A 15,275-nucleotide genomic window follows, 5' to 3' on the forward strand; every position below is an offset into this window, starting at 1 on the left:
GTTCCGGGCCCGTTCACGCGGTGTCCGCTACTGGGCGGCGTGCCGTCCGGCACCGCGGGGGCCGGTCCCGTCCGCGTCCTCGGCCTCGTCGGCCCCGAACTCGGGGGCGACGGCGGGCAGCGCGGCCAGGTAGGTGGAGGCGACCAGCTGACCCACCGCCTGGTACGCGCCCAGCGGCGCGGCCGACGGGCAGCCGGACTCCTCGGCGGCCGCGGCGAGCAGCTCGGCGTCCGCCTCGGGGCCGATCACCAGCGGGGCCAGGGCCGGGTTCTGGGCGCCCATCTCCTTGAGGTGGGCGACGGCCTCGGCCACCGAGCCGGGGATGTCCAGCGCGGCGGCGACGACCGGGACGGCGAGCCGGGCGGCCAGCAGCATGCCGGTGATGCCGGCCGCGTCGGCCGCGGGCTGCCCGCCGACGGTGGTGAGCACCACGCCGTCGGCGGCGGTCGCGATGGCGAACAGCCGGGCGCGGTCGGCGCGGGCCAGACCGGCCTCGGAGAGGCGGACGTGGACGGCCTCGGCGAGCAGCGGGTGCGGGCCCAGGGTGTCGGTGACCTGGGCGCCGTACTCGGCGGCGAGGGCGTGCAGTTCGGCGAGGAAGCCGTGCGGCCCGGGCACCAGCGGCACCACGACGGGCGTCGGCAGGCCGGCCTCGGCCGCCTCGGTCAGGAGTTCGGCGACGGTGCGCTCGGCCGCGGTCCCGCCGGTCTGCTGGCCGTCGGCCCCGCCGGTGGGCAGGTAACCGGCGGCGGTCAGCACGCCGTTCTGCTCGCTGCGGACGATCGACAGCAGCTCCTCGACCACGGACCGGGATTCCGGTCCGGCGGCCGCGGGGACGGCGAGCAGCAGGGCCGGGGAACCGGCCGGGATCTCGGGGCGCTCGGGACGGCGGTGGCGCCCCCGCGCACGGGAGCCTGGAGTACGGACGGGCAGTGGCGCGCCCGGGATGGCTGCGGTGCTCATGGCGGAGATCGTAGGACATCGGCCCGCCCGGCCCGCATTCGGCTGCCGCACCGGGTGGGACCACCGCTGCGAAAACCGGACATAACCGGCCTCCGGGCGGCAGTTGTCCCGGTACCCGCGTAGATGCGACGGAACGGGGCTTTCGTTGCACGAGTGGCGCGTGAGATGTCTCACAGCATACGACCGGCCTGACGGAGCGTCACTGAAGTGCGACTCCCGGCGTCGGAAGATCAACATTCAGCGGGGGGTCGCCTACGGGCGGTTAGCGGCTACTTGTCGATTCGCTCGGCTATGTCCGCTTATATACCGCCGGGGGGGCTCCCCGTGAAGAGTTCCGGTTCGGTGTCGAAAAGGCCGTGCACCTGCAATGTCCCGTGCTGATGCACGTGCACTGGAGCTATCATCGCGTCAAGTGAGGCGTTGTGCCGGGCCGGTACGGGGCCGGCCCGGTCGTACGGCCGGGGCCGGGGCGCCGAGCTGGACGACCCACTCCGGAGCTCTTCGGGAGATTTCTATGCACGACTCGCACGACACGTACGACACGTACAACGGGATGGCCGCTGCGGACCTCGAAGGCGTGGTCTGGCAGAAGAGCCTGCACAGCAACTCTCAGGGGAACTGCGTCGAATTCGCCGCCCTTCCGGGGGGCGAGGTGGCGATGCGCAACTCGCGCTTCCCGGACGGTCCGGCGCTGATCTACACCCGGGCCGAGATCGCCGCACTGCTGCTGGGGGCCAAGGACGGGGAGTTCGACCACCTGGCGGTCTGACCGGTCGCCGGCTTCACCATCGGGGGGCCGTCGTGGGTGCTGACACCACGACGGCCTTTGTCTTTTCCGGCCGTCCTTGCCGGTTCTTCCGGTTCTTCCGGCTGTTGGTCGGCTCTTCCGGCCCCGGGGAGCCCGGGCCGAGGGGTGCCCGGCCTTCGCGGCCGGGCCTGCACCGGGCCTGCGAACGCCGGTCGCGCTCGTGTCGGCCCCGCGATCGTCCGCCCCGTGCCTGTCGGCCCCGCGTTGGCCGCTCGCCTTCGTCGCCCGCCCTCCGCCGCCCGCCCTCCGCCGCCCGCCTTCGTCGCGCTGCCGAGCCGCCGCACGCGGATCGGAGGGACACGGACCGGAGGGACGCCACCGCCGGAAGGCTGCCGGTGCCCGCTGCCCGAGGGCCGCCGATCGCCGTTGCCGGGGTGGAGTGGTCGCCGGAGGAACTCGCCGGCCGTGGTGTGGTGTTCCCGGCGCGGCTGTCGGCGGACGCGGAGTCAGGCCGAGCGCCGGTGCCGTCCGCCGAACTCGGCCACGGGGGCCGGTCGCAGGCTCTCCTCCGCCTCGAACAGCGCCCAGACGACCTTGCCGCCGCCCAGCGGGTGCCAACCCCAGGAACGGCTGAAGGAGTCGACCAGGTGCAGTCCGCGGCCGGACTCGGCCACGAAGTCCGCCTCCCGGGCCACCGGGCCCAGGCTGCTGGGGTCGCTCACCGCGCAGACCACCTGCGGCGCGCGGTGCACGAGGCTTATTCGGATCGGCAGCCTGCCCTCGGGCGTCGGCTGCGTGGGAAAGTCGTGGTCGTCCGCCGTGGTCGGGCACGCGCCGATCGCGTGCCGCAACGCGTTGGTCACCAGCTCCGAAGCCACCAGCGCGACATCGTCGAAGAGCTCGCCCAGGCCCCAGCGCTGCAGGGCGGTCCTGGCGAAGTCGCGCGCGGTTCTGACGGCTTCGTAGCGGGGAGCGAGCGTACACGTGACCACATGGGGGTCGACTGCCAAAGCCGTTCCGGTGCTCATGAAGAGCTCCTCCCATAAGGGGGCGGACACGGCTGGACCCGCCGGGGTCATGCCGGTCACCTCCGACTCGCTCGGCCGCGCGGCCGCCCCTCGACCAGGCGCGCGCGCACGAGGGCCCGGAGGCGCGGGGGCGCTGCCGGGCCGGTGCACGGAATCGCGCGTGGGGTCGACGCGGAGCCCGCGGGATTGCCAGGGATGTGCAGGTGCACGTGCACCATCGTGCTCTGCGCTCACTACAGATGCAAGAGCCGATTCACGTGCAGTCGTTCAAATGGCATATGCAAGCGCCGGATGCACGTGCATCCTGGTGTGCGGAGTGCAGAACTGATAGGAACATCCGTCAGTATCGGCACCGTGAGCGCTCAACTGATGGCAGACTGTGCGCTGTTTGCCCTAGGTGGAGGTTAGGACCGCATGACCACAGTTCAGCCGGGCGGCGGCTCGATGGTCCGCCGGATCCTCCTCGGCTCCCAGCTGCGCCGGCTCCGCGAGACGCGCGGCATCACCCGCGAGGACGCGGGCTACGCGATCCGGGCTTCCGAGTCCAAGATCAGCCGCATGGAACTCGGCCGGGTCAGCTTCAAGGAACGTGACGTCGCCGACCTGCTCAGCCTCTACGGCGTGGACGACGGCCTCGAACGCGAGGCGCTGCTCGGCCTGGTCCGTGAGGCCAACAAGTCGGGCTGGTGGCACAGCTTCAACGACGTCCTGCCGGGTTGGTTCCAGACCTATGTCGGCCTCGAGGAGGCCGCTGCCCTGATCCGCACCTACGAAGTCCAGTTCGTCCCCGGCCTGCTGCAGTCCGAGGAGTACGCACGGGCGGTTTTCGGCCAGAGTCGGCCGGTGATCAGCGAGGAGGAGGTCGAACGCCGGGTCAGCCTGCGCATGCGCCGTCAGAAGCTGCTCACCGAGGGCGGCAGCCCGCGGCTCTGGGCGGTCATCGACGAGGCCGCGCTGCGCCGTCCGGTCGGCGGCCCCAAGGTGATGCGCGGCCAGGTCCAGTACCTGATCGACGCCGCCGAGCAGGCCAACGTGGTCATCCAGGTCATGCCGTTCCGCTTCGGTGCGCACGCCGGTGAGTCCGGTGCGTTCACCATCCTGCGCTTTCCCGAGCAGGACCTCGCGGACGTGGTGTACCTGGAGCAGTTGACCAGCGCGTTGTACCTGGACAAGCGCGACGACGTCGACGCCTACATCCAGGTCATGGAGCGGCTGTGCGTGGACAGTCTCACGCCCGAGCGCACCATCGACCTGCTGGCCTCGATCCTGAAGGAGCGCTGAGCCCGGACGGCGCCGGTGCCCGACGGGGCGCCGGAACCGGATCCGGACGGACACAGCGGCCGCCGGCCGCCGCGGTTCAGCCGCGGGCCGGCGGCCGTTCCCGTTCCGGCGGGAGCGGCTGCGGCGGACGGCCCAGGTGCCAGGGCAGGTCGTAGCGCCGGAACAGGTCGGCGCGGATCGGCGCCAGCGGGACTTCCGCCCCGGGCAGCAGCACACCTATGCAGCCGCCCATCAGCGCGCTGCGCAGCACCGCGTGCTCGGCCGTCGGGTCGGGTGCGCCCCAGTCGCGCAGCAGTCCCTGGAGAATCGCGCCGAGCCGCTGCTGCTCCGGGTCCTGGACGAAGGCGCCGGTGTCCGGGTCGAGGATCAGCGCGAGGTGCGAGCGCATCACCCTCGGGTGGTCCATGGCCAGGCTCAGTACCGCGTCGATGGCCCGGGCCAGCCGGTCCTCCGGGCCGGCGTCGGGCGCCAGCTCGTCGAGGGCGGTGGAGAGCGCCTGGTGCATCATCCGGTGGGTGGCCGACTGCATCAGCAGCCGTTTGCCGTCGAAGTAGTAGGAGAGCAGGCCGCGGGCGAGCCCGGCCCGCTCGGCGATGTCGGTCAGCGTGGTGCCGGCGTATCCGCGCTGGTCGACCAGCTCGACGGTGGCCCGCATGATGCGTCGCCGGGAGCGCTGGCGCATCTCCTCATTGACCGAATCCCCGCGAGGTGCCATCGTGTCTGCTCCGTACGTTCGTTGGCTGGCGGCCAATATACTGGCCGGGCCGGCGACCGAACCCCGGCGACCGGCATTCGGCCGGGCGGTCCGGGTTCGGCCCGTACGGAGGCGCCGGCCCTACCAACACGGGGGTTTGGTAGAGCCGGCGCCCAGCCCGACGGCGGAGGGTGGATCCGGGTGTTGCGGAACCTCTGCCGCCGCTCAGCTCTTGCTGAGGATCTCGTCGCGTCGCTCGGCCAGGTCCTCCCGGCCTACTGACGGATAATCATAGTCCGGTACCGGCAGGGTGGTTGCCTTCTTCCGCCGGTCGAGCACGGCGCCCGCCACGGCGATCACCAGGCCGACCAGCGCGACCCCGGTGACGAACAGCAGGGCCGGCCGGTAGCCGTCCAGCTGTGCCTCGGCGCCGGTGCCGCCGTTGCTGCCGGCGGTGATGATCGCGGTGGCGCCGGCCAGCACGACCGCGGTGCCCACCTGGATCGCGGTGTTCACCAGGCCCGAGGCGAGCCCCTGCTCCTCGTCGGCCACCCCGTCGGTGGCGGCGATGTTCACCGAGGGGAAGGCGAGGGCGAAGCCGACGCCGAGCAGGACGATCGAGGGCAGCACCAGCACCGGGTACGAGCTGTGCGCGTCCAGCCGCAGGAACAGCGCGAACGCGCCGACCAGGGCCAGCAGGCCGATCGGCAGCAGCCGGCCGGTGCCGAAGCGGTCCACCACCGGGCCCATGAACGGCGCCGAGAGCGCGATCATCGCGCCGGCCGGGAGCAGTCCGAGCGCCATCGTCAGGGCCGACCAGCCGAGCAGGTCCTGCAGGTAGAGGGTGACCACGAACTGGAAGCCGCCGTACGCGCCGGTCATCGCGAAGGCGATCACATTGGCGCGGGCGACCGAGCCGTTGCGGAAGATGCCGAGCCGCACCAGCGGGTGCGCGGTCCGGCTCTCGACCACCAGGAACGCTGCCGCCAGCAGTGCCACGACGGCCAGCGAGCCCAGGGTGCGCAGGCTCAGCCAGCCCGCGCCCTGCGCCTCGGTGACGGTGAACACCAGCAGTAGCACGGCGGTGGTGCCGGTGATCGCGCCGAGCACGTCGTAGCGGCCGGTGACCTTCTCCTCGGTCGGGCGGGGGAGCAGTCGGACGGCGAAGACCAGGGCGAGCAGCGCGATCGGGACGGGCATCAGGAAGGTCCAGCGCCAGCCGACCGCGGTGAGCAGGCCGCTGAGCACCAGGCCGAGCGAGAAGCCGCTGGCGCCGCAGGTGGTGTAGATCGACAGCGCCCGGTTGCGGGCCGGGCCCTCGGGGAAGGTCGTGGTGATGATCGACAGGCCGGCCGGCGCGGTGAACGCGGCCGCGACGCCCTTGAGGAAGCGGGCGGCGATCAGCAGACCGCCGTCGTCGACCAGGCCGCCGAGCAGGGAGGCGGCGGCGAAGACGCCGAGCGCGGTCAGGAAGACCCGGCGGCGGCCGAGCAGGTCGGCGGTGCGGCCGCCGAGCAGCAGCAGGCCGCCGTAGCCGAGCACGTAGCCGGAGACCACCCACTGGAGGGTGGAGGTGGACAGGTGCAGTTCGGAGCCGATGGACGGCAGGGCGATGCCGACCATCGAGATGTCCAGGGCGTCCAGGAAGAGCGCGGCGCAGAGCACGATCAGGGTGCCCCAGAGCCGGGGAGTCCAATGGGCCCCGGTATTTGACGGATCGTCGGTGTTCGTGGCGGTCGCTGTGGTCATGACGCAAGAGACTACATGCACATGCATCCAATGCAAGTGAATAAGATGTTAACGCATAAGTTGTTGACGCTGTGATACTGTGGCGGGGTGGCTGAACTCGACTCCCCGGAGGAGGCAGGGCTGGTCGCCCAGTGGCGCGACCTGCTCGCCCGGCATGCCCGGACCGCCTGTCTGCTCGACCGCGAGCTGGGTGAGAAGCACGGCCTGGGCATGAGCGAGTTCGAGGTGCTGGAGCGCCTCGTCGAGGGCTGCGAGAGCGGTGACAAGGGCCTGCGGGTGCAGGAGCTCGCCCCTACCGTGCACCTCAGCCAGAGCGCCCTCTCCCGACTGATCGGCCGACTGGAGAAGGCAGGGCTGGTCACTCGGGCGATGTGCGCCGACGACCGGCGCGGCATCCAGGTCGCGCTCACGGAGGAGGGCTGCCGGCGTTACGCCGAGGCCCGCTCGCTGCACCGCGAGGTGCTGTCGCTCACCCTGGCCGAGGACTCCTAGGGTACTCGACGGCTCTTCGGCCGCGAGTCGACGGGCCGTCAAGTGCCCTGTGCGGTTGGGGTGCTGGAGCCCGCCGGGCAGCTCAGCGCAGCGCGAGCAGGCCCGGGGCGACGGCCAGCAGGACCACTGCGGCGGGCACCGCCAGGGCGGCCAGGGTCAGCTGCAGCCGGTGCGGCACGGACAGCCTCGGCCGCCCCGCCAGCAGCCGGTCCACCCGCTTCGGGGACTGCGCCTGCCCGGGCGGGCAGGCGCCGAACACCCCGCGGCCCAGGTTGATCCCCGCCAGTGCCAGGGCCGTGGTGTGGCGCCCGTGCCGGCGCGCCGCCCGGTCGTCGGCCGCCAGCTCCACCAACTCGCCCACCTGGTCCCGGAAGGCGCGGAACACCCCGACCCCGGGGAATCCGGAGGCGAGCGCCTGCGCGCCCTGGGCCAGCCAGTGGTGCCGGGCCCGCACATGCCCGCGCTCGTGGCTGAGAACCGCCGCCAGCTCGCGGGAGGTGAGCCGGTGGAGGGCCCCGGTGGTGACCACCAGCCGGGAGTCCTGCCCCGGCAGCGACCACGCCTCCGGGCGGACGTTCTCCAGGACCACCAGCCGCTCCCGGCGCGGCCGGGACCCCGCGCCCGAGGCCGGCTCGATCGACTCCGGCAACGGCGGTGAGAGCTCGGCCAGTTGGGCGTGCCGCCGGGCCCGCAGCGCCTTCGCGGTACGGATCTCCCGGGTCAGCGCGACCACCGTCTGCAGCCCGCCCGCCGCCAGCACCGCCGCGCAGAGCCGGCCCCAGCCCTCGGCGTTGTGCAGCCCGTACGCGGCCTCGACGCCGGTCGGCGCACAGGCGAAGAGCACCGTGCGCAGGTCGGGGAGGGCGGCCATCGCGGCGAGCACCAGGCCCAGCGCGCAGCACAGCAGCACCGCCACCACCAGGCACTGCCAGACCAGCAGCGCCAGGACCGGTTCCCGCTCCACCCAGCGCGCCCGGACCAGAAGCCGGGGGGCGAGGGTGGCGAGCAGCAGTCCGAGCAGCAACAGGCCGAGCAGGGCCGTCATGGCATGGACTCCCCGGGGACGCACGGAGCGCGACAGTGCGCTTCCGGTCAACCTATGCGCTGCCGGAGCCGGGTGGAACGGCTTTCGGCCACCCAGTGACCAACGCCACGACACCTGGCGGACGGCGCCGGGCCACGGTGGGTGCGCCGGTGCCGCGGACCCGCTGCCGGGTTGCCGTCCGCTGTCGCCCGGCGGGGACTCCGGACGGTCGTCACATGGTCAGCAGCATGGCGAACATGCCGATGCCCATGGACAGTCGGCAGGCCCGGGGCAGTCCGGCCGAGGCCGCCGCCGCCGTCCCGCCGGAGCCGCTCAGCAGCCGGCTGCCGGACCACAGCGCGTACCCGCCGAAGTAGGCGAGCAGGGCGCCGGTCAGCACGGGTGAACCGACCGCCGGATGGTGCCCGGCGTGCCCGGGGGCGGCGGTCATCGCCAGTGCCATGTACGTCATCGCCAGTGCCCCGACCGCGTGGTGCAGCCGGTGCGCCCGCCGGTCCGGGCGGCGGGCGGCCGCCAGCACCAGGAGCACCGCGGGCGGACCGTACACCCAGGCCCACACCTCGCCCGGCACGGCCGTGCCGGCGACCGCCATGGCGGCCATGCCGAAGCCCATCAGCCCCTCGGCGAGGTCCGCCTCGTGGGTGTGCAGCCGACCGGGACCGGCACCGGTACCGGGGACGGCCGGGGCCGCCACGGGTTCGCACGGGGCACGGCGCAGCCGGGAGAGGCAGTAGCCGCCGGATGCCGCGGTGAGGACGGCCAGCAGCCAGCTGACCAGCTCTGGACCGTGCAACGGCGGCCTCCCCGGGCGGCGCGGACGGGCGTACCGTCCACGATCAGCGCTCGCCGCCGCACGCAGCAGGGCGCGCACGGGGGCGCACGGTTGTGCTCCTCGTGGTGCGGTCGGCCGTCGGGCGCCGTGCTGTCCTCTCCGGCGCCGTCCGGGCCTGTTCCGCTCGGACGCTCGGGTCGGCGGGTGCTCCGGTCAGCCGGCGAGGCGGCCCGAGGCGATCACCCGGCTCAGGAAGCGCCGGGTCCGTTCCTCCGTCGGCGCCCCGAACACGCGCTCCGGAGGCCCCTGTTCGAGCACCGCACCGCCGTCCAGGAAGCAGACCTGGTCGGCGACCTCGCGTGCGAAACCCATCTCGTGCGTGGCGAGCAGCATCGTCATGCCCCGCTCCTTGAGGTCCCGCACCACCGACAGCACCTCGCCGACCAGCTCCGGGTCGAGCGCCGCGGTGATCTCGTCGAGCAGCAGCAGGCGCGGCCCGGTGGCCAGCGCCCGGACGATCGCCACCCGCTGCTGCTGGCCGCCCGAGAGCCGGTCCGGGTACGCGCGGGCCCGGTCCGCGAGGCCGAGCCGCGCCAGCAGCTCCAGCGCCCGCGCCTCCGCCTCGGCGCGCGGCACCCCGTGCACCCGGCGCGGGGCGAGCGTCACGTTCTCCAGCACGGTCAGGTGCGGGAAGAGGTTGTAGGACTGGAACACCACGCCGATCCGCCGCCGGACGGCGTCCTCGTCCACGCGGGGGTCGGTGATCTCGGCGCCGTCCAGGAAGACCGCGCCGTCGTCGATCCGCTCCAGCAGGTTGACGCACCGCAGCAGCGTCGACTTGCCGGAGCCGGACGCGCCGATCAGCGCCGTCACCGAGTGCTCGGGCACGCTCAGGTGCACGTCCGCGAGCACCACCCGGCCGTCGCCGAAGGTCTTGCGCACCGCCTCCAGCCGCAGGACCGGCTCGCCGCCGGCGGTCGGCCCACCGTCGGCCGTCCCGTCGGCCGTTCCGTCGGCCGTCCGCTCCGTCATGACAGACCCCCTTCGTAGCGCCGGCGGTCGGCCCGGGCGGTCAGCCAGCCGGTGAACCGGGTCAGCGGGACGGTCAGCGCCACGAAGACGAGCGCCGCCACCAGGTACGGGGTGGAGTTGAACGACCGGCCGTTGATGATCTTCGCCGCGTAGACCGCGTCGATCACCCCGCCGATCGACACCAGCCCGGTGTCCTTCTGCAGGCTGACCAGGTTGTTGAGCAGCGGAGGCACCACCCGGCGCACCGCCTGGGGCAGCACCACGAACCGCATCGCCTGCGCGTGCGACAGGCCCAGCGAGCGGGCGGCGGCCAGCTGGCTCGGATGCACCGACTCGATCCCGGCCCGGAACACCTCGGACACGTACGCCGCGTAGGTCAGCACCAGGGCCGCGCCGCCCAGCCACAGCGGGTCGGTGGTGACCCCGGTCAGCCGCAGCGCCGGGACACCGGTGATCATCACCAGCAGGCAGATGATCATCGGCAGGCCGAGGAAGAAGTCCACGTACACCGTGGCCAGCAGCCGCACCGGCAGGAAGACCGGCCCGCGCAGCGTCCGCAGCACCGCGAGCAGCAGGCCGAGGACGAGGATCAGCACCCCGCAGACGGCCATCAGCTCCAGATTGATCCGCAGCCCCTTGAGCACTTCGGGCAGCGCCTGCCGGGCGTACTCGGCGCTGAAGAACGAGCGGCGCACCGCCGGCCAGCCCGGCGAGCCGACCACCAGGGCGACCAGCGCGACCGCCGTCAGCAGGGTCGATGCGGCGGCGATCAGCGCCGAGCGGCGGGCCCGGCGGCGGCGGAACGCCTCCCGGGCCAGCCGCCGCGCCGAGGGCCGGTAGCCCAGCGGGTCGGCGGCCTTCGAGGGTGGGAGGTCCGTCCGCCCGGCTCTCACGCCCCCGGCGCTTGCCTCCTCGGCGCTCACCTCCTCCGCGCTCACCGCAGTACAGGAGCGGACACGGCGTCGGACAGCCACTCCTGCTCCAGCCGCGCGAGCGTGCCGTCGGCCCGCAGCGCGTCCACCGCCGCCGAGACGCAGCCGGTCAGCCGGGAGCCCTTGTCCAGCACCAGCCCGAACTGCTCGCCCCCACCGCCCCCACCGCCGGCGCCCGTCAGCTGACCGACCACCACGGCCTCGGTCACCTCGGCCCCGGTGATGTAGAAGGCCGTCGGCAGGTCCACCACCAGCGCCTCGACCTGACCGTTCCTCAGCGCGGCCTTCGCCAGGTCGTTGGAGTCGAAGACGGCCGGCGGCGCGGACGGCCGCACGGTGCCGGTGATCGCCTCCAGGCTGGTGGTCCCGACCTGGGCGCCCAGCTTGACCCCCTTCAGGTCGGCGAGGCTCCGGGCCGAGGCGGCCTTGGAGCTCTTCAGCGCGATCACCGCCTGCCGCACGTCGTAGTAGCCGGAGGAGAAGTCCACCGCCTGCCGGCGCTCGCCGCTGATCGACACCTGGTTGACGTCGAAGTCGAAGTCCTTGGGACCGGGCGCGGTCGCCCGGCCGAACGGTGCGACCACCCAGGACACCTTCTCCTTCGGGTACCCCAGCTTCGCCGCGACCGCGTACGCCACCGCGGACTCGAAGCCCTTGCCGTTCTCCGGCCGGTCCTCCGAGAACCACGGCTCGTACGCGGGTTTGTCGGTGCCGACGGCGAGCGTCCCCGCCGTCCGGGTCGGCAGCGCGCCGGGCGAGCAGTCGGCGGGGCCGCCCGAGGCCGAGGCGCCGGTGCCGGCGGCCGGTTCCTGGGCGGCGCAGCCGGTGACCGCGGCCAGCAGGGCACCGGCGAGCAGGGCGGCGACGGCGGACGTGCGGGGGAGGGGCATGGCGGTGCTCCTGGACGCGAAGAGGCGGACCGGTCGGGTGGTGACCTCCCCCGGTGGCGGGCCCGGGACACGCGCGGCATGGTCGCCTTGGGAGGCTTCGTCCCGTGCCGTCCGGAAGATCCCCTCGCCTGTTCACGAGCCTGTCACGCGCGCTCCACCGCAGGGAACGAAAGATCCGTCGCTGAACCCCCCCTTGAACAGAAGAACCTTTCGTACATATGGTGGTCTCGTTGAAAACCCTCCTGTCGAAGTGAGTCCCCGATGCAGAATCTTTCGCCAAGGGTCGCTGTGGCGGCCGACGCCCCGGCCCAGAGCCTCGCCGCGCACCCGGCCTGGCTGCGACTGAAGGACGCCGTCGAGACCCTGCGCCCCCTGCAGTCCAAGGACGGCTCCATCGACCTGGCCGCCGTGCAGCGCCACACCGTCGACCCCCTGGTCGCGACCGTGCGCACCGCCGTCGCCGAGCTGGCCCCGCTCTTCCCGCACGACGCCGCCTACCTGGCCGCCGTCGACACGGACCTGGCCAAGTGGGCCGACACCGGCTACCGGGAGCCCGACTTCCTGGACTCGCTGCTCGCCTTCCAGCCCGCGACCCAGCGCGAGGACGGCCTGCAGCACCTGGTCGTCTTCCCGATGTACACCCAGAACGGCAACCCGGACCGCAATCTCGAAGCCGTCCTGCTGAACGTCGTGTGGCCCGACTGGCTGGCCGAGCTGGAGCGGACCCGCTTCGACAACCCGATGTTCGTGCCGATCACCTTCACCGACTTCACGGCCGGCTACGACACCAACTCCGCTGTCCTCTTCCCCGAGACCGTGGCCGTGCGCAAGGCGCCGGAACGTTTCACCTGGGGCGGCATCTTCTGCGACCGCGAGGCCGCCCGCTTCCGCGTGGTCTCCACCAACGCCGTCGAGCTGCTCGGCCTGGAGATCCCCGCCGACGCCGAGAGCCTGCTGCAGGACCAGGAGCGCTCGCAGCAGACCTTCGTGCTCTGGGACCTCATCCACGACCGGACCCACAGCCACGGCGACCTGCCGTTCGACCCCTTCATGATCAAGCAGCGAAGCCCGTTCTGGATGTACGGCCTGGAGGAGCTCCGCTGCGACCTCACCACCTTCAAGGAGGCGGTGAAGCTGGAGACCGAGGGCAACGTGCACGCCCGCGACGTCCAGTACGCGATCCTCTTCGACCGCCTCTTCCGCTTCCCGGTCAGCGGCGACCGCGTCCGCAACTACGACGGCATGGGCGGCCAGCTGCTCTTCGCCTACCTGCACAAGCACGACGCGCTGCGCTGGCGCGACAACCGCCTCAGCATCGACTGGGAGCGGGCCCCGCAGGTCACCAACGCCCTCTGCGCCGAGATCGAGACCCTCTACCGCGACGGCATCGACCGCCCGAAGCCGGCCCACTGGATCGCCGCCTACGAGCTGGTCTCCCGCTACCTCACCCCGCACCCGGCCTCGACCTGGGCGAAGGGCACCGAGGCGCTCCCGTTCGGCAGCACCGAAGGCAAGGCGCTCAACAAGGCGCTGTGCGACGCTGTGCTCCCCGACGAGTTCCCGCTGAGCATGTTCTACGAGGCCCTCTCGAAGAAGCTCGGCGGCGTCATCGCCTCGACCGCCGGTATCACCGGCGCCGGCCTGCAGGGAGTCGCCGCGTGACCACCGCACCCAACGGACCGCTGACCGGCAAGGTCATCGCCGTCGCCGGAGCCAGCGGCCCGGCCGGCCAGGCCGTGCTGCGCCGCCTCGCCTCCGACGGCGCCACCGTCATCGGCGCCGACATCGACGCCCAGCGCCTGGAGTCCGCACTCGACTCCGTCCGCATCGCCGTCCGCGGCGCCCGGGTCAGCGGCCAGGTCATCGACCTCCTCGACCCGCAGGAGGTCCACGACTGGGCCGACCACCTGGAGGCCGAGCACGGCCACGTCGACGGCGTGTTCCACCTCGTCGGCGGCTGGCGCGGCAGCAAGACCTTCTTCGACAGCCGGATCGACGACTGGGACTTCCTGCACGACACCGTCGTGCGCACCCTCCAGCACACCTCGCTGGCGTTCCAGCCCGCCCTGGTCCGCAGCGAGTCCGGCCGGTACGCGATGATCTCCGCCGCCGCCGCGCACAAGCCCACCGCGGGCGGCGCCGCCTACGCCGCGGCCAAGGCCGCCACCGAGGCCTGGACGCTCGCCATGGCGGACTCCTTCCGCAAGGAGACCACCGCCGAGGACGGCAAGCCCACCGCCGCGGCTGCCATCCTGGTGATCAAGGCGTTGGTCAGTCCCGAGATGCGGGCCGAGAAGCCGGAGGCGAAGTTCGCCGGCTTCACCGACACCGCCGACCTCGCCGCACACCTGGCGGGCCTCTGGGACCGCCCCGCAGAAGAACTGAACGGACAGCACCTGTGGCTGACAGCCCAATGACCGACCTTTCCGAGCTCTCCGGCCACACGGACGCGGAGCGGCGGCACGACACCGCCGTCCGCGGCTTCGCCAGCGACAACTACGCCGGCGTGCACCCCGAGGTGCTCGCCGCCATAGCCCTCGCCAACGGTGGCCACCAGGTCGCCTACGGCGAGGACGACTACACCACCCACCTCCAGGACGTCTTCCGCCGCCACTTCGGCGAGCAGGCCGAGGCGTACCCCGTCTTCAACGGGACCGGCGCCAACGTCGTCGCCCTGCAGGCCCTGCTGCCGCGCTGGGGCGCGGTGGTCGCCGCCGAGAGCGCCCACATCAACGTGGACGAGGGCGGCGCGCCGGAGAAGATGGGCGGCATCAAGCTGCTCACCGTCCCCACCCCCGACGGCAAGCTCACCCCCGAGCTCATCGACCAGCAGGCCTGGGGTTTCGGCGACGAGCACCGCGCGCAGCCGCTCGTGGTCTCGATCACCCAGAGCACCGAGCTCGGCACCCTCTACACGGTGGAGGAGATCCGGGCGATCGTCGACCACGCGCACCAGCTCGGCATGCTGGTCCACGTGGACGGCTCGCGCCTCTCCAACGCCGCCGCCTCGCTCGGCGTCCCGCTGCGCGCCTTCACCACGGACGTGGGCGTCGACGTGCTGTCCTTCGGCGGCACCAAGAACGGCCTGCTGCTCGGCGAGTGCGTGGTCGTGCTCAACCCCGAGAAGGTCCGGAACATCAAGTTCCTGCGCAAGACCTCGATGCAGCTGGCGTCGAAGATGCGTTTCGTCTCGGTCCAGTTCGAGGCGCTGCTCTCGGGTGACCTCTACCTCCGCAACGCCGGCCACGCCAACGCCATGGCGAGCCGGCTGGAGGCCGCGGTCCGCGGGATCGACGGCGTGACCGTGGTCCGCCCGGTCCAGGCGAACGCGGTGTTCGCGATCCTCCCGCGCGAGGTGAGCGAGCGGCTGCAGAAGCGCTACCGCTTCTACTTCTGGAACGAGCACACCGGCGAGGTCCGCTGGATGTGTTCGTTCGACACCACGGAGGCCGATATCGACGCCTTCGCGGCGGCCATCGCCGAGGAGATGGGCCGCGCCTGACGCGCCCTCCGACCGCCGATCGTCCCGTCCCGCCGCCGCGGGACGGGACGATTTGCTTCTGACGGTCCCGTCCCCGTACAGTTCCGGAGTCGCCGCGAGAGAGCGGGGACAAGCGGAAAGCGAAGTCGGCTGAATGAAACTCCGGAA

Annotated in this window: 15 protein-coding genes; 6 read left to right on the top strand and 9 right to left on the bottom strand. The window is 72.5% G+C overall.

Annotated features, from left to right (window positions below; genetic code table 11):
* Positions 1-27: 27 nt before the first annotated feature.
* A complete protein-coding gene (locus ADK60_RS36290; protein WP_063783372.1) occupies positions 28-963 on the bottom strand; it encodes a hypothetical protein in 936 nt (311 codons plus the stop codon).
* A 514-nt stretch (positions 964-1,477) separates the two neighbouring features.
* Between ADK60_RS36290 and ADK60_RS36295 the strand changes: the two genes are divergently transcribed.
* Positions 1,478-1,732, top strand: coding sequence for a DUF397 domain-containing protein (locus ADK60_RS36295; RefSeq protein ID WP_030392214.1), 255 nt, complete (start codon positions 1,478-1,480; stop codon positions 1,730-1,732).
* Between the two features lie 485 nt (positions 1,733-2,217).
* Here the strand turns inward: ADK60_RS36295 and ADK60_RS36300 are convergent, their stop codons facing one another.
* Positions 2,218-2,739 (bottom strand): ATP-binding protein, encoded by a 522-nt coding sequence (locus ADK60_RS36300; RefSeq protein WP_233290527.1) that lies wholly within the window; start codon positions 2,737-2,739, stop codon positions 2,218-2,220.
* Positions 2,740-3,153: 414 nt separating this feature from the next.
* Here ADK60_RS36300 and ADK60_RS36305 point away from each other — a divergent pair, with 414 nt between their 5' ends.
* The gene (locus ADK60_RS36305; RefSeq protein WP_030392216.1) at positions 3,154-4,020 is read left to right on the top strand and encodes a Sco1979 family transcriptional regulator; all 867 of its coding nucleotides are present in this window, start codon (positions 3,154-3,156) and stop codon (positions 4,018-4,020) included.
* A gap of 76 nt (positions 4,021-4,096) precedes the next feature.
* Here the strand turns inward: ADK60_RS36305 and ADK60_RS36310 are convergent, their stop codons facing one another.
* Both ADK60_RS36310 and ADK60_RS36315 read right to left on the bottom strand, forming a co-directional pair.
* Positions 4,097-4,702, bottom strand: a complete 606-nt coding sequence (locus ADK60_RS36310; RefSeq protein ID WP_045942926.1) for a TetR/AcrR family transcriptional regulator — start codon at positions 4,700-4,702, stop codon at positions 4,097-4,099.
* A 237-nt stretch (positions 4,703-4,939) separates the two neighbouring features.
* Positions 4,940-6,463 carry an MFS transporter gene (locus ADK60_RS36315; protein WP_053651094.1) on the bottom strand — a complete coding sequence of 508 codons (1,524 nt, stop codon included), beginning with the start codon at positions 6,461-6,463 and terminating at the stop codon, positions 4,940-4,942.
* Positions 6,464-6,550: 87 nt separating this feature from the next.
* Here ADK60_RS36315 and ADK60_RS36320 point away from each other — a divergent pair, with 87 nt between their 5' ends.
* On the top strand, positions 6,551-6,955 hold the full coding sequence (locus ADK60_RS36320; RefSeq protein ID WP_053651095.1) for a MarR family winged helix-turn-helix transcriptional regulator: 405 nt from the start codon (positions 6,551-6,553) through the stop codon (positions 6,953-6,955).
* Positions 6,956-7,037: 82 nt separating this feature from the next.
* Here ADK60_RS36320 and ADK60_RS36325 read toward each other — a convergent pair whose 3' ends face one another.
* From ADK60_RS36325 to ADK60_RS36345, 5 genes are all read right to left on the bottom strand, one after another.
* Positions 7,038-8,000, bottom strand: coding sequence for a M56 family metallopeptidase (locus ADK60_RS36325; protein WP_053651096.1), 963 nt, complete (start codon positions 7,998-8,000; stop codon positions 7,038-7,040).
* 211 nt (positions 8,001-8,211) lie between these two features.
* Positions 8,212-8,793: a DUF5134 domain-containing protein gene (locus ADK60_RS36330; RefSeq protein ID WP_053651097.1), complete on the bottom strand. Its 582-nt coding sequence runs from the start codon at positions 8,791-8,793 to the stop codon at positions 8,212-8,214.
* 192 nt (positions 8,794-8,985) lie between these two features.
* Positions 8,986-9,804 carry an amino acid ABC transporter ATP-binding protein gene (locus ADK60_RS36335; protein ID WP_079008991.1) on the bottom strand — a complete coding sequence of 273 codons (819 nt, stop codon included), beginning with the start codon at positions 9,802-9,804 and terminating at the stop codon, positions 8,986-8,988.
* Positions 9,801-10,697, bottom strand: coding sequence for an amino acid ABC transporter permease (locus ADK60_RS36340; protein WP_053651098.1), 897 nt, complete (start codon positions 10,695-10,697; stop codon positions 9,801-9,803). The genes ADK60_RS36335 and ADK60_RS36340 overlap by 4 nt, the downstream gene beginning before the upstream one ends.
* Positions 10,698-10,738: 41 nt before the next feature.
* Positions 10,739-11,626, bottom strand: coding sequence for an ABC transporter substrate-binding protein (locus tag ADK60_RS36345; protein WP_053651099.1), 888 nt, complete (start codon positions 11,624-11,626; stop codon positions 10,739-10,741).
* Positions 11,627-11,887: 261 nt separating this feature from the next.
* Here ADK60_RS36345 and ADK60_RS36350 point away from each other — a divergent pair, with 261 nt between their 5' ends.
* The 3 genes from ADK60_RS36350 to ADK60_RS36360 are packed head-to-tail and all read left to right on the top strand — an operon-like array spanning position 11,888 to position 15,128.
* Entirely contained in the window at positions 11,888-13,288 is a 1,401-nt protein-coding gene (locus tag ADK60_RS36350) for a DUF6421 family protein (protein ID WP_045942917.1), read from the top strand.
* Positions 13,285-14,043 (top strand): SDR family oxidoreductase, encoded by a 759-nt coding sequence (locus tag ADK60_RS36355; RefSeq protein WP_045942916.1) that lies wholly within the window; start codon positions 13,285-13,287, stop codon positions 14,041-14,043. Before ADK60_RS36350 ends, ADK60_RS36355 begins: the two co-directional genes overlap by 4 nt.
* Entirely contained in the window at positions 14,040-15,128 is a 1,089-nt protein-coding gene (locus tag ADK60_RS36360; protein WP_053651100.1) for a threonine aldolase family protein, read from the top strand. Before ADK60_RS36355 ends, ADK60_RS36360 begins: the two co-directional genes overlap by 4 nt.
* The last annotated feature ends 147 nt before the right edge of the window (positions 15,129-15,275 follow it).

The organism is Streptomyces sp. XY431, from assembly GCF_001279805.1.
Taxonomy (GTDB): Bacteria; Actinomycetota; Actinomycetes; order Streptomycetales; family Streptomycetaceae; genus Kitasatospora; species Kitasatospora purpeofusca.